11 protein-coding genes are annotated in these 13,521 nt (G+C 71.0%); 4 read left to right on the top strand and 7 right to left on the bottom strand.

Annotated features, from left to right (window positions below; translation table 11 throughout):
* Positions 1 to 25: 25 nt before the first annotated feature.
* On the bottom strand, positions 26 to 2,869 hold the full coding sequence (locus tag GIS00_RS14330) for an AfsR/SARP family transcriptional regulator (RefSeq protein WP_154769079.1): 2,844 nt from the start codon (positions 2,867 to 2,869) through the stop codon (positions 26 to 28).
* A 102-nt stretch (positions 2,870 to 2,971) separates the two neighbouring features.
* Between GIS00_RS14330 and GIS00_RS14325 the strand changes: the two genes are divergently transcribed.
* The 4 genes from GIS00_RS14325 to dacB all read left to right on the top strand — a co-directional run bounded on the left by GIS00_RS14325 (position 2,972) and on the right by dacB (position 7,945).
* Complete coding sequence (locus tag GIS00_RS14325) at positions 2,972 to 4,153, top strand: MBL fold metallo-hydrolase (protein WP_154769078.1); 1,182 nt, start codon at positions 2,972 to 2,974, stop codon at positions 4,151 to 4,153.
* Positions 4,150 to 4,674 (top strand): hypothetical protein, encoded by a 525-nt coding sequence (locus GIS00_RS14320; RefSeq protein WP_154769077.1) that lies wholly within the window; start codon positions 4,150 to 4,152, stop codon positions 4,672 to 4,674. Before GIS00_RS14325 ends, GIS00_RS14320 begins: the two co-directional genes overlap by 4 nt.
* Positions 4,675 to 4,717: 43 nt before the next feature.
* Complete coding sequence (locus tag GIS00_RS14315) at positions 4,718 to 6,169, top strand: alpha/beta hydrolase family protein (RefSeq protein WP_154769076.1); 1,452 nt, start codon at positions 4,718 to 4,720, stop codon at positions 6,167 to 6,169.
* Between the two features lie 93 nt (positions 6,170 to 6,262).
* Positions 6,263 to 7,945, top strand: a complete 1,683-nt coding sequence (gene dacB / locus GIS00_RS14310) for a D-alanyl-D-alanine carboxypeptidase/D-alanyl-D-alanine endopeptidase (protein ID WP_322097963.1) — start codon at positions 6,263 to 6,265, stop codon at positions 7,943 to 7,945.
* Positions 7,946 to 8,318: 373 nt separating this feature from the next.
* Here the strand turns inward: dacB and GIS00_RS14305 are convergent, their stop codons facing one another.
* The 6 genes from GIS00_RS14305 to GIS00_RS14280 all read right to left on the bottom strand — a co-directional run bounded on the left by GIS00_RS14305 (position 8,319) and on the right by GIS00_RS14280 (position 13,468).
* Entirely contained in the window at positions 8,319 to 9,080 is a 762-nt protein-coding gene (locus tag GIS00_RS14305; RefSeq protein WP_154769074.1) for an SDR family NAD(P)-dependent oxidoreductase, read from the bottom strand.
* 183 nt (positions 9,081 to 9,263) lie between these two features.
* Positions 9,264 to 10,493, bottom strand: a complete 1,230-nt coding sequence (locus GIS00_RS14300) for a type II toxin-antitoxin system HipA family toxin (protein ID WP_154769073.1) — start codon at positions 10,491 to 10,493, stop codon at positions 9,264 to 9,266.
* Positions 10,490 to 10,750, bottom strand: a complete 261-nt coding sequence (locus GIS00_RS14295; RefSeq protein ID WP_322097962.1) for a helix-turn-helix domain-containing protein — start codon at positions 10,748 to 10,750, stop codon at positions 10,490 to 10,492. Before GIS00_RS14295 ends, GIS00_RS14300 begins: the two co-directional genes overlap by 4 nt.
* A gap of 413 nt (positions 10,751 to 11,163) precedes the next feature.
* Positions 11,164 to 11,760 carry an Lrp/AsnC family transcriptional regulator gene (locus GIS00_RS14290; RefSeq protein WP_154769072.1) on the bottom strand — a complete coding sequence of 199 codons (597 nt, stop codon included), beginning with the start codon at positions 11,758 to 11,760 and terminating at the stop codon, positions 11,164 to 11,166.
* Positions 11,757 to 12,497: an LLM class oxidoreductase gene (locus GIS00_RS14285; RefSeq protein ID WP_154769071.1), complete on the bottom strand. Its 741-nt coding sequence runs from the start codon at positions 12,495 to 12,497 to the stop codon at positions 11,757 to 11,759. The genes GIS00_RS14290 and GIS00_RS14285 overlap by 4 nt, the downstream gene beginning before the upstream one ends.
* The gene (locus GIS00_RS14280) at positions 12,494 to 13,468 is read right to left on the bottom strand and encodes an LLM class flavin-dependent oxidoreductase (RefSeq protein WP_196073282.1); all 975 of its coding nucleotides are present in this window, start codon (positions 13,466 to 13,468) and stop codon (positions 12,494 to 12,496) included. Before GIS00_RS14280 ends, GIS00_RS14285 begins: the two co-directional genes overlap by 4 nt.
* Between the last annotated feature and the right edge of the window lie 53 nt (positions 13,469 to 13,521).

The raw sequence follows: 13,521 nt of genomic DNA, 5'->3' as shown, positions 1-13,521 counted from the left end.
CAGATTCGGGGTTGGGAGACACGCCCTACAGCCAGCCCTCCACCAGGTTGTCCGCACCCAGCCGCTCCCCGCTGGCCCAGGCATCCTGGAAGTCATTGGAGGACAGAGTGTCCCGGAGACCGTCGAGCTTCTCGGCGGTCCCGGGATGCCGGGGCCAGGTCCGGCCGACGCGGGAGTTCTGCAGGTGGGAAGCGCCGTAGCAGCGGAGGGCTTCCACCGGCATGCCCGCGTTGACGTAGTGGTTGCCCCGGGTCTCCAGGGTGTCGGCGATGTTCCACACGCCGAGGGTCTCGTGCAGGCGCAGGGTCCGGTCGGTCCAGCCCAGGCCGGCCGGGCCGTCGCCGTCCAGCAGCGCGGCGACCGAGAGGGTGACGGTAGCCATCAACGCGGCCAGGTTGTTGCCCACCTCGCCGGCCCGCTCGACCAGCACCGTCGCCTCGGACCGGGCCGCGCCGGGATCGCTGAAGAGCTGCAGCGAGGACGCGAAGACCGCTGCCACCACAGCGATGTGGTCGTCCTGCAGCGCCGTACCGTGCCCGGCGGCGGCATCGGCGGCCATGGCGGCGAGTTCGTAGTCGTCGCCGACCCAGCAGCAGGCGGTGACCATGGTCAGCGTGTCACCGATCAGTCGGCGCGTCTCCCGCGGCAGGTCTTCCGTGGCCGACGCTGTCAGGTCCGAGACAGCTTCGACCAGTTCGGCTCTCACCTCCGCAACCTCCTGGTTTGCCGCCAGCACACAGCCGTGCACCGCCACCGCGAGCGCTCGGGCCACCGCGCTGTTCGCCGGCCCGACGGCCTTGCGGACGGCGGTGGCCAGCCGGACCGCATCGGCGCCGATCATCCGGTCCAGCCAGTACGGCAGCAGTCGGCAGAGCGCGAGAACGTCGGCGTCGTCGACGGTTTCGGCCAGCCGGTCGCCGAGCGAGGCGGTGACGGCCCGCAGGTGGTCGTCGATGTGCAGGTAGTGCTCCGCCTGCCCGGACTGACCCGGGCGCGGTCCGGCCATCAGCAGCGAGCGCACCCAGCGATCCCGGCGGTCGGTGACGGCACCTGATTCCCCTGCCGTACGCAGCTGGTCGCCGGCGTGCTCCCGGATCGGCACCAGCTGCCGGAACACGGACGGACCGCCGGGGCGGTACGGGCCGACCGCCACCAGCAGCGAGCGGAAGCTCAGGCCGGCGACCGCATGCGGCACCTCCTCGGCCGTCAGCTCGTCGTCGCTGCACACCGCTGCCGCCGATTCCAGGGTGAAACCCGGTGGCAGCACGGACAACCGGCGGTGCACCACCCGCTCGTCGCCGGTGAGCAGCCCGTGGCTCCAGTCGATGGAGTCGCGCAGCGTGGCCTCCGCACGGGACGCGTCGCGCAGGTTCCGGCCGGGCCGGCGCAGGCCCATCTGGTTGCCGTCCAGCGCGTCGGCGATCTCGTGCAGCTGGAGCACCGGCCGCAGCGCCGCGGCCAGCTCGATGCCCAATGGCAGCCCGTCCGTCGCCGTGCAGATCCGGAGCACCGCCGCCCGCTCGGCCTCCTCCAGATCCGCCGTCGGACGTTCCTCGGCGAGCCGCTCGACCAGCAGCGCCGCGGCCGGGCTGCCGGCGAGGTCGGCCGGAGATGCGCTGTGCGGCAGCGGGAGTGGACGCAGTACGTGCACCAGCTCGCCGTGCAGGTCGAGCGGCTGCCGGCTGGTGGCCAGCACTGCCGCGCGGTCACCGGCCAGGACGGTCCGGGTGATCTCCGCCGCGGCCGCGGTGACCTGCTCGCAGTTGTCGAGGACGACCAGCACCTGCCGGTCGGCGGTGAACGCGGCGACGGCAGCGACGGGCGGTACCTGCGGATCGGCCGGGATCTGCAGGGCCTCCTGCACCCGGCCGGCCACCGCGTCCGCCGGCTCGGCACCGGTCAGATCGGTCAGGTCGACGAAGACGACCCCGTCGGCGTAATCCAGCCGCAGCGCCTCCGCTACCGCGATGGACAATCTGGTTTTCCCGCAGCCGACCGGCCCGACGACGCTGACCTGGCGCTGCCGGCGCAGCCCGTGCCGCACCGCGGCGAGGTCGTCGGCCCGACCCAGCATCGAGGTGCGACGGTGCGGGACCGCATACACCGCAGTGGTTGTCGTGGCCACGGGAGCCGCGCGGCCGAGCCGTCCGACCAGCGCCTGCAGATCACCGCCCGGCGCGGCACCCAGCTCCGCGTCCAACAGCTCCGCGTACTCGCGGTAGGCGGCCACCGCATCGGCCGGTCGCCCGGCCCGCTGCAGGCCGAGCACCCGCTGCTCCCGCAGCCGCTCGACGAACGGGTGCTCGGCGATCACCGGCACCAACTCGGTGACCGCCCGCTCCGGCTGACCCGTCTCCAGCAATGCGTCGATGCGGTCCTGCAGGACGGCCAGCCGCTGCTCGGCGAGGCGGGTGCGGACCGGGTCGAGCCACCCGGTGTCGGCGACGGTCTCGTAGGGATTGCCGCGCCAGAGGTCCAGCACGGCCGCCGACTCCGCCACCCGTTGTGCGGGGTCACCGCCGGTCCCCAGCCTGTCCGCGTAGGCGGCCAGCACGGCCGAGTCCACCTGGTCGGTGTGCAGCAGCAGCCGGAAGCCGGGATCCTCGGTGCGCAGCACCGTCGACGGAGATCTTGCCGGTCGCTGCGGCTCCAGGAACCGGCGCAGCCGCCAGATCAGCGTGTCCAGCGCTGCCGCCGCGCGGGGCGGTGGGTCCTCGCCCCACACCGCGTCGATCAGCCAGTCCGTGCTGACGATCTCGCCGCGCCGCACCAGCAGCGCCGCCAGCACGGCCTCCACCCGGCGGCCGGCCAAGGGGCGCGACACACCCGCCGTCTCGATCGAGATCGGCCCGAGGTCGTGGAGTCGCACCTGATCACCTTAGGGACGACCTTGAATGGCTCAGGTACAGGCCCCTTTACCCGGCCGAGGCCGTGTGAGGACCGTGAGAGGACGGCCCGGCACGGTGCTGCCATGACTCTTGGCGACATCGACGCACCGGCCCCGAACCTGCGGGTGATCGAGGGCCACCACCCGCACCGGCTGTGGGAGGACCCCGACATCCCCACCATCGCCCTGTACCGGCACGCCGACACCCTGTACCTGCTGGACAGCGGGGTCGGCGAGGCGCAGCGGGCGGCGATCCTGACGTGCGCCGCCGAGCTCGGCCCGGTCGAGGAGGTGGTGCTGGTGAACAGCCACGGGCACCTGGACCACCTCGGCAACAACGACGTGCTGGACGAGATCCCCGCCGCCCGGCGTCGCCACTTCCTGCCCCGGGACGCCCGGCCGGCATTGGAGGCGGAGTCGTTCTTCTCCGCGATGTACCAGCGCGGTCTGCCCTACTTCGACTACCTGCAGGGCCTGGACATCGACGACGACAGCGCCGCCTCGGTGCTGCGGGCGCTCGGCGCCGAGCTGCCCGAGGGGACCGCCGCCGAGCTGCTGCGCGCCGGGCGCGCCGCCGGTATCGGTCCGGCGATCGCGCAGCTGCTGCCGGCCGCCGTCATCCGGCTGCTGATGACCAACTACCCGCCGACGTTCCCGCGGATCGACGGGATGACCGACCTCGAGGACCTGGGACCGGCCGTCGACCAGAACCTGGCGGGCACCGGGTGGACCGGCTGGGACCTGGGCGGCGGCGCGGTGAAGGTGCTGCAGTCCGGCGGGCACTCGGCCGGCGGCTGCGTGTTCCTGATCCCCGAGCACGGCTTCCTGATGCTGGCGGACGAGACGTCCACCGCGCCGATCTGGGCGGACAGCGACCCGCGGTCGGCGGCGCGGATGGCCGGTCATGCGCTGGCACTGATGGACGCCGGGATCATCCGGACCGTCTGCGCCGGGCACCGGCCGATGCTGCCGGCGGACGGGGACGCCGCCCGCGCGGTGCTGTCCGGGATGGTGGCCGGGGAGGCCGAGTTCCGTGAGACTGTCGACGGCACACTGCAGCGGATCGGGCCGATCGGCATCGACGCGCTGTACGACGAGCTCGTCGCGACCGCCACCCCGGGATCGTCGGTCGACGTGCTGCACCGCTTCCAGTTCCCCGTGTTCGGCACCTTCCTCAAGCTGACCCTGCTCAACCACTGTTTGCTGCAGGGTCACGTCGAGACCACCGGCCCCGACGGGCGTCCCGTGTTCACCGTGGCCGGGTGAGCGTGGACGACTGGGTCCGGTTCTTCTCGGCCCGCGCCCAGCGGCTGATGACCACCGCCGACACCCTGCTGGGCGAAGACCGCCTCGCCGCGGCGTGCGCCGTCTACCTGCAGGTGGTCGACAGCTGCGCACTCGCGCTGGAACAACCGGGTACGCCGGACGCCGACCGCCGGGTGCTCGACGAACTGGCCGCGGTGGCGTTCCAGGCGGCGGTGCCGCTGCTGCCGCACCCCGCCGAGCCGGTGCAGCTCGGCTCCGGCGCCGCAGGGATCACCGGGTACTACTTCCGGCCGGCCGTCGACCGGCCCGGATCCCGCACCGTCGTCTTTCCCGTCGACCCGGACCGCGGCGTGGAGGCCAGCTACCGCAGCATCGCCGTTCCGGTGCTGGAAGCCGGGATGGCCTGCCTGCTGGTCGATCTCGGCCCGATGGAATCTGACGATCCGTTGTCCCGCCTGGCTCCCGTTCCGCACCAGGGCGCGCTGGTCCGGCACCGCCGCGTCCCCAGCCGGTCCCGATGAGCCACCGACACCTACCCACCACACGATCGACAAGGACTCTGCGATGACCTCCCCACTCCCGCTCTCCCGCCGCCGCGCCCTGACCCTCGGTGGCGCCGGACTGCTCGGCCTCGGCGCGACCGCCGCGCTGGCCGGTTGCACCTCCGGCACGCCCGATGCGGCGGCGGTGACCACCGCCCCCACCACCTCAGCAACCACGACATCATCAGCGAGTTCCGCTGCCAGCACGTCGATGTCGGCCTCCTCGTCGACCGCTGCAACCACGGCCACCACGACGCCGGCACCGCTCGCCCCGGTCGGGATGACGGAGCTGGCGTTCACCGACCCGGAGTTCGACGGCCAGTTCCTGCGGGCGCTGGACACCATCTTCGACGGCGGCGCGGACGTCAGCGAGTGCTTCGTCACCGCGCGGCGGATCGTGCCCGGTGACACCGACAGCTGGTACGAGCAGTGGACCGCCACCGCGGATCGCATCATGGCCATCGGCGACAAGAGCGCCGCCGCCGGCCACGATGTGAGCGCGCACCAGGCGTACCTGCGCGCCGTCACCTACTACCGGACGGCCGGCACCTTCATGTACGCCCCGCCGATGGATCCGCGGTTCGTGCAGTCCTACGAGAGCCAGCGGGCCGCCTTCCAGAAGGCCGCGGCGCTCGGCAGATGGACCACCGAGATCGTGCAGATCCCCTACGAGAACACCACCCTGGAAGGATATTTCATCCTGCCAGACGGTGACGGTCCGTTCCGCACCCTGGTGATGGTGGACGGGTACGACGGTACCAAGGAGGAGATGTTCTTCTCCGGCGGCACGGCGGCGCTGGAGCGCGGGTACGCCGTGCTGCTGGTCGACGGGCCCGGTCAGGGCGGGGCGCTGATCGAGCAGAAGCTGTACTTCCGGCCGGACTGGGAGAAGGTGGTCACCCCGCAGATCGACTGGCTGGTGCAGCGTCCGGAGGTCGACGTCGAGAAGATCGCGCTGATCGGCCGCAGCTGGGGCGGGTACCTGGCGCCGCGCGCAGCCACCGCCGAGCACCGGATCGCCGCGCTGATCGCCGATGCCGCGCAGTACACCCCCGGCCCGCGCGGGGCGTTCATGATGCCGGAGCAGTACCGCGACGAGCTGTACACCGGTGATCCGGCAGTGCTGAACGCCGCGCTGGAGGCGGAGATGGCGCAGTCGTCGGAGATCCGGTTCACCCTGCTGCGCGGCATGCTCACCCACGGCTTCGACACCCCGCTGGACTACCTGCGCGGCGCGGTCGACTACACGATCAAGGGTCTGGCGGACAGGATCACCTGCCCGACGTTGATCTGCGAGGCCGAGAACGACGTCCGCGGCGGCGATGCGAAGCCGCTCTACGAGGCGCTGACGGCGCCGAAGACGTACGTGCTGTTCACCAACGCCGAGGGCGCGGGCGAGCACGACGAGGCCGGCGCCGCCTCGCTGTTCGGCCAGGTGGTCTTCGACTGGCTCGACGAGACCCTGGCCGGGTGAACGTGCTCAGGACTGGACCTAGGTCCATCGACCCCGGCCCCCGCCCCTGCTGCAATGGAACGTCCGGAACGTCCGGATCAGGAAGGTCTTCCCGTGCGTAGAACCAGTCTCGCCGTCGTCACTGTCGCCCTCGCCGGCGTGCTGGTCGCCTGCACCGGCGACCCGGCGGCCGCCCCGTCCTCCTCGGCCTCGAATGCGGGCGCCACCTCCGCGGCTCCCTCGTCCGGCTCGTCCGCCTCGTCGAGTACTGCATCGGCGTCCAGCTCGAGCAGCGCCGCCATATCGACATCGGCCGCTGCGCAACAGATCCCCGGCCTCGACGACTCGGCGCTGGAGGTGATGAACGGCGCCGCCTACGACGGCGGGCAGTGGGCGATCTCGGTCAAGGACCTGGAGACCGGCGAGCAGCTGATCTCGCACAACGCCGGCCTGTTCCTGCAGCCCGGGTCCGTCGTGAAGACGTACAGCTCCGGCGCGGTCTGGGCGAAGTTCGGCCCGGACTCCACCGTCACCACGCCGGTGCACCGGTCCGGCGAGGTGGCCGGCGGCGTGCTGACCGGGGACCTGATCATGGTCGGGCAGGGCGACCTGACGATGGGCGGGCAGACCAAGCCCGACGGCACCATCGACTACACGAACCTGGATCACAACGACGCCAACGACATCCCCGGTGCCACCCTGGTCACCGAAGATCCGCTGACCGGGCTGGACGCCCTGGCCAAGCAGGTCAAGGACGCCGGGATCAACCAGATCAAGGGCGATGTGCTGATCGACGACCGGCTCTGGGACGCGGATGCGCTGGAGAACGGGCCGATCACCCCGATCATCATCAACAACAACCTGATCGACTTCTCCATCACGCCCGGCGCTGTCGGCAGCAAGGCCGAGGCGGTCATGCGGCCGGTCGTCGCGCCGTGGAAGGTCGACGTGCAGGTGGAGACCGTCGCGGCCGGCGGCACCACGAACATCACGATCGACTCGCCGGCGCACGGTCAGGTGGTGCTGACAGGCTCCATCGCCGCGGACAGCGACCCGATCATCCGGACCTGGGCGTTCGACGACCCGGCGCGGTTCGCCCGGACCGCGTTCATCGAGGCGCTGGAGCGGGCGGGCGTGACCGTGTCCGCCGATCCGGTGGCCGAGAACCCGGTCGCCGACCTGCCCGCGAAGGACGCGGTGACCGCGCTGCCGGTCGTCGCCGAGCGCGAGTCGCTGCCGCTGTCCGAGGAGGCGAAGTACGTCCTCAAGATCAGCTACAACCGGGGCGCGCAGACCTTCATCTGCCGGCTGGCCGTCTCCGCCGGGAGCACCGACTGCGACGACGGCCTGACCGAGGCCGCCAAGATCTGGAAGGGCGAGGGGCTCGACCCGACCGGGGCGGTGCTGATCGACGGCTCCGGTCTGACCGGCAACATGATCACCGCCGACAACGAGGCCGACCTGCAGCGGATCATGGCGCAGCGGCCGGACGCGGACGAGTGGAAGGCGACGCTGCCGATCCTCGGCGTCGACGGCTCGCTGGAGATGGTGCAGGCGAAGAGCCCCGCCGCCGGCAAGGTCTTCGCGAAGACCGGCACCCTCGGGCTGTTCGACATCTACAACAACCGCATCGTGCTGCCGACCAAGGCCCTCGGCGGCTACATGGACGCCGCCTCCGGCCGCAAGCTCGCCTTCACCATCATCGTCACCAACGGCGTCTTCGCCGACATCCAGGGCGTCTTCGCCGCCAACGACGACGTCGGGAAGGTGGCCGCGATCATCCAGCAGTCCTACTGACGGGCGCCCGACCCCCCGACCGCTGGGCCCGAAGTTGCGTGGATCATCTCGCCTCGCAGGGCATTCGGAGGCCGAAATGGAACGCGTGGGGCACGAGTCAACGAGTTCGCCCCTGCCTAGACCACCCGGGTCCCGACTCCCGGGCTGACAGTCCGGGGAAGTGGCTGTACCGGCGGCCACTTCCCCGGGCGCCCAGCATGTTTCGCCACTAAGGTCTTGCAACCCGTGAGCTCGGAGCAGTCGCGGCAGCGAGCATCGCATCCGCAGAACGAGTGCAGCGGCGAGGAGCGGAGTGACCAGTGGGCCGTGACCATGGGTGCAGGTCACTGGTTGCAGGACCTCTCTGCACGCTCAGGTCATCGGCGCGAGCAGCTCAGGTGATGGTGACCCCGCCGTCGACGACCACGGTTTGCCCGGTGGTGTAGCCGCCCGCGGCGGAGGCCAGCCAGACGACGGTGGCGGCGAGTTCCTCCGCCGCACCCATCCGGCCGAGCAACATCCGATGCTGCATCGCGTCCAGGTAGCCCGGCGCGTATCCGTCGGTCATCTCGGAGACGAAGAACCCCGGCGCCACCGCGTTGACCCGGATCCCGCGCCGACTCCCCCACTGCTGGGCCAGATCCCGGGTCAGTCCCATGATCGCCGCCTTGCTCGCCGAGTAGGCCGCCTGCGGCAGTCCGCCGGTGGTCAGCGCCAGCACCGACGAGACGTTGACGATGCTCGACCCCGGCTGCATGTGGTGCGCGCACGCCTGGGCCGCCCAGTAGGAGCCGTTGAGGTTGATGTCGATCACCGACCGGAACTGCTCGGGAGTCTCCTTCAGCGCGGGCACCGCGGTCCCGACGCCGGCGTTGTTGACCAGCACGTCGATCCGGCCGAACTCCGCCATCGCCGCGTCCGCCATCCCCCGGCAGTCCTCCGGCGACGCGACGTCGGTCTGCACCGCCAGCGCTCGTCGGCCTGCGGCTTCCACCAGCCGTGCGGTGTCACCGAGCTTGTCCACCCGTCGGGCTGCGAGCACCACGTCGGCACCCGCCTCGGCCAGCGCGGCGGCGAACGCCACCCCGAGCCCGGAGGACGCACCGGTCACCACGGCCACCTTGCCGTCCAGCCGGAACAGATCGAGCACACCCATCGCAGCACCCACCTTCCGGGCGACAACCCTGTCGCCTCACCTGATCGTGACCCTACAAGCGCTGAGTTGATCTTCGTTCCGAGGCATCCCGTGGTGGGCAGTCTGGCTTCGTGAAGACCGACAACGCGACCGAGTGCCGCGATATGCAGCGGACCAACTGGCAGCGGTACGACGGGCTGTAGGTCAGGCCCGCAGTCCCCGGATCCGCTTGCCGATCAACTCGACCAGGCGCTCGGTGTCGCGTTCCCCGAACCCGATCTCGCCGATCCGCTCGACCCACGGCTCCGCCCGGTCGAGCAGTTGGTCGATCAGCCGGGTCACCACCGCTTCGCCCAGGCCCCACCGGCCACCGGCGTCGATGAAGTCCCTGCGGCGCAGCCGGTTCGCGCGACTGTAGAGGTTCATCGCCATCGGGTCCCGCCAGCCGGTGTAGGGCTGCGTCGTCACCAGGTCATACGCCGGGGTCGGCATCCATACGCCATCCGGCGCATGGATCGACAGGTTCTTGCCGTGCAGGTCGCCGTTGCCGATCAACCACGAGAAGATGATCATCCGCAGGAACTCCCGGACCGCGGCCAATCGCGAGCCACCACCGCGCACGCAGGCCTCGGCCAGCACCTCGACCGCGGTCTCGGACTTCATCCGGTACTTCGACGCCGGGTAGAGCCCGGCCACCTGGCAGGCGTCCTCCTGCGGGATCCGCCGGCCGTTGGCACGGTCGAAGCGGCGCACCAGCAGCGCACTCCGCCCTGCGTCGTCGTGCAGCAACTCCTGCCGTGGCACGGCGAGTCCGCAGCCGGCGGCCATCCGGAGGAAGAAGTGCTCGTTCTCGACCAACCGCGGGAAGCCCGACGGTGGCGTCAGTTTCAGGATCGCCGGACCGGAGGCCGTTGACGTCGGGACCGACCACATCGCTGCGCTGACCTTCGGCTGCACGCCGGGCAAGGCGAACGGATCCGCGTCCGAGGATGTTGCCATCCGGTCGAACAGGCGACGGAAGTCACGGTGGTCCCGGGGGTCGAACATCGCTGTGGGATCGATGATCTCGGAGCCGGCGGGCACCACACGGACGTTCCCGATCGCATCACCGCCGACTGCCAGTAACAGCGTCAGGTGATCGTCGGGCGAGGTCTTGGTGGCCGAGACCACCGCGCCCAGTCGGACGCCCTCGGGCAGCAGCCCGGCGAAGAACGGCGGTACGGCACCCCCGGAGTACGTGACGGGGTAGGTGCCATCGACCGGCAACGTCCAGGCCACCGAGTTGCGACGGCCGGACCGGTGCTCGTCCACCCACTCACCCGCGTAGTGGAACTCGACATCGTCTCCGGCGGTCCTGGTCAGCCGTCCGACCGGCTCGTCATCGATGAGGACGACGGCGTCGTCGACCTGCCGGAGATCCGCCGCGGCGATCATCGGTCCGCCACAAACGGCGACTCGAGCGTGACCTGCAGCCCGAGGACCGATGCCACCTCGACGAGCGCAGCGAGCCGCAGCCCGCCGGAGCCGTACTCGAGCGCCTGGATGCTGGATCGCGACACTCCGGCCAGGTCTGCAAGATCCTGCTGGGTCAAGCGCAGTTGGACCCGTCTCGCCGCGATGGTGCTCCCCAGCCCGGCCAGCGCGGGCACGACATCATCCCGGCGCGGTGCGGTACGGCGAGGTCCGGTCACGTCACACTCCTATGCCTGCTTTTGCAGGCACAGTAGCTCTCGAATTCATCTCTGACCAGCTCCGAGCCATCTATGCGTGGTGAACACGGCATAGAGTGCACGCACCTGCGGACGCCGGTCGATAGAGCGAAGGTCGGTAGAGCAAAGGAGATCAGGAATCAGGGGGCTGGGCCGCGCTTTCGCGGCTCACGAGGGTGGGCATTGAAGCTGTTGTTCGGCAGAATGTTTCGCTCACTGGCCTGCCGGCTACCGTGGCTGTAGCCGATAGGCCCGGGACGAGCAGAACCGCGAGAAGCCCGACCATGCCGGCCCCTCCGCTCCACGCCTTCTGCTTGCGACAGCAGGCATAGGCCGCTGCCACCACATCTGGAAGCAGCTACCCGCTCTCTGTGCCTGTGATCGCACGCACAGGCTCAACCCTCGTCGACCGGCTCCTCCTGCACGTCCGGCTCCAACAGCCGGTCGAGCACGCTCGCCCCACGCACCTCACCGAGGCTGAGGAAGGTCTCGATGCGCTGGAGACCGTAGATGGGCCAGAGCTGTTCGAGCAGGACGGTCTGCAGGTGCGCGTGGTCGCGCAGCCGGAAGCGGGCCATCAGGTCGTAGGTGCCGGTGACGGCGATGAGCTCCTCGAGCTCCGGGATCTCGTGCAGGTCGGCCAGTATCTGGGTCAGGTCCGCACCCGGCGCGATGCTCATCGGGATGTACACCAGAACCGGGAAACCCAGTGCGGCCCAGTCGACGTCGACGGTGTAGCCGCGGATCACGCCGAGCCGTTCCAGCCGGGCGATGCGCTCGCCGACGGCCGGCCCGGACATGTTGACCTCGCGGGCCAACTGCCGCTGCGACGACCGCGGGTCGGCGGCCAGCCGGCGGATCAGTTCACGGTCGATGTCGTCCAGCGGGACCGGCGGGCCCTGCCGCTCGATCGCCCCGGCCAGTCCGGCCATCGATCCCCGGGCGGCGGCTTTCGGCACGGCCCGTTTCGCGGGCTCGCGGCGCGCGCTCACGGCGTCCAGCGCGAGGGCAGGTCCGCCTCGGCCATGACTCGGGGGAACGACGGCATCGACACCTCCGGCTGCAGGTAGCGAGCAACGTACCCGGCGAAGAAGTCGGCGTCGGCACCGGCGGGCGGTTCCACCAGCAGGTGGGTCGCGCCGGCGTCCGACCAGCCGATGACCAGCTCGCGGTCGTCGGTCAGGTCACCGGACAGCTGCCCGATCGCCGGCTGCACCTGCGCCGCCGGGTCGACCTCGTCGAAGGACCGGGCGATCACCGGCACACCGATCGCGATCGACCGGGCCACCGGACCGTCCAGCCACACCGGGATGTCGATCTGCGCCGGCTTCGGGGTGACCGACACGGTGGTCGGCACGCCGGAGGTGATGACACCGCTCGGCACCGTCCAGCGGGCACCTTCGTGCCGGAAGATCCGGCCCGACCACGACTTGCGCAGCAGCGCGAGATCCTCGGCGGCACCGGCGACGTCGAGATCACCGGTGTCGACGATGGCGACGACGCGGCCGGCCGAGAGGTGGTCCAGCACCGCGACCTCCTCGGCCAGCGTCACCGGGTTCTCGTCGCCGAGCACCACCCGCACCAGCACCCGCGCATCGGTGGTGGTCACCGCGACCTCGCTGGCCCGGGACGCCTCGACGCCCGCCGCCCGCACGTTGATGCCGAACATCCCGGCCGCCTCGGCGGCTGCGACCAGCTCCGTCCCGGACAGTGCCGCGCCGATCCTCATGCCGCCTCCACGTTCTCGAACTCCGGCAGCACCTCGTCGGCCAGCCGGCCCAGCATCCGGTTGACCACCTGCTGCGGCGCGCCCTCGATGATCACCCGGAACACCACGTCGTCCACACCGGCCTCGGCCACCTCATGCAGCCCCTCGATCACCGCGGGCGCCGGACCGGAGATCGTCGTCGCGACCGCCTGCGCCACCGCCTTGTCGACATCGGCCCGGAAGTCCATCGCCTCGGTCGACTCCTGTTGCGCCACCGACCATCCCAGCCCGGCGTACAGCACGTAGCTGGCCCGCTGCCAGTCCAGCGCCGCTGCCTGCTCGGCCTTGTCGTCGGTCAGCCAGACGTTGCGCAGCGCGGCGACCCGCGGCCGCACCCCGCCCGGACGACCGGCGGCCTCCCACCCCTCGCGGTGCGCGGCGGCGAGCTCGCGGACCAGGGACAGCGGGTTCGCCCCGGACAGCAGCACCCCGTGCCCGCGGGCGCCGGCCCGGGCGATGCCCTTGGGCGTCGCCGACCCGCTCCACAATGTCGCGCCGGCCGGCACGGCCACCCGCTCCAGCTCGGCCAGGCCCAGCTTGTTGCGCGCCACCCGCTCGCTGCGCGGCACACCCTTGCCGTCGAACTCGACGTCGCGGTAGCCGAGGCCGACGCCGACATCCAGCCGACCGCCTGATCTCTCGGCGATGTCGGCGGACAGGCGCGCCACCCGGCCGGCGTCCTGCAGCGGCAGCAGCATCATCCCGGTGCCGACGCGCAGCGTGGTCGTCGCGGCCAGCGCGGCGGACGCCACCGGCAGCAGCGCCGGGCAGTAGCCGTCGTAGAAGAAGTGGTGCTCGGAGAGCCACAGCCCGTCGTAGCCGAGCGACTCGATGTACTGCGCGTCCTTGACGACGGCGCGGTAGGGCACGGTGGGGTGTCGTGGTGTCGACGCCGTGGATTGGAGGCAGTACAGCCCCACTCCGAACTTCATCAGCAACTCCTGGGGTACGTCGGTGACCCGGACGCTAGACCCCGAATGTTTCA

Source organism: Nakamurella alba (assembly GCF_009707545.1).
Lineage (GTDB): Bacteria > Actinomycetota > Actinomycetes > Mycobacteriales > Nakamurellaceae > Nakamurella > Nakamurella alba.
Note: the sequence above shows the minus strand (reverse complement) of the source record. Positions and strands in the feature narration are given on the sequence as shown.

What these genes read in the sequence shown, in the direction of transcription:
- GIS00_RS14325 (WP_154769078.1), top strand. Translation starts at nt 2,972, where the DNA reads ATGACTCTTGGCGACATCGACGCACCGGCCCCGAACCTGCGGGTGATC.
- GIS00_RS14315 (WP_154769076.1), top strand. Translation starts at nt 4,718, where the DNA reads ATGACCTCCCCACTCCCGCTCTCCCGCCGCCGCGCCCTGACCCTCGGT.
- GIS00_RS14305 (WP_154769074.1), bottom strand. Translation starts at nt 9,080, where the DNA reads ATGGGTGTGCTCGATCTGTTCCGGCTGGACGGCAAGGTGGCCGTGGTG.
- GIS00_RS14300 (WP_154769073.1), bottom strand. Translation starts at nt 10,493, where the DNA reads ATGATCGCCGCGGCGGATCTCCGGCAGGTCGACGACGCCGTCGTCCTC.
- GIS00_RS14285 (WP_154769071.1), bottom strand. Translation starts at nt 12,497, where the DNA reads ATGAGGATCGGCGCGGCACTGTCCGGGACGGAGCTGGTCGCAGCCGCC.
- GIS00_RS14280 (WP_196073282.1), bottom strand. Translation starts at nt 13,468, where the DNA reads ATGAAGTTCGGAGTGGGGCTGTACTGCCTCCAATCCACGGCGTCGACA.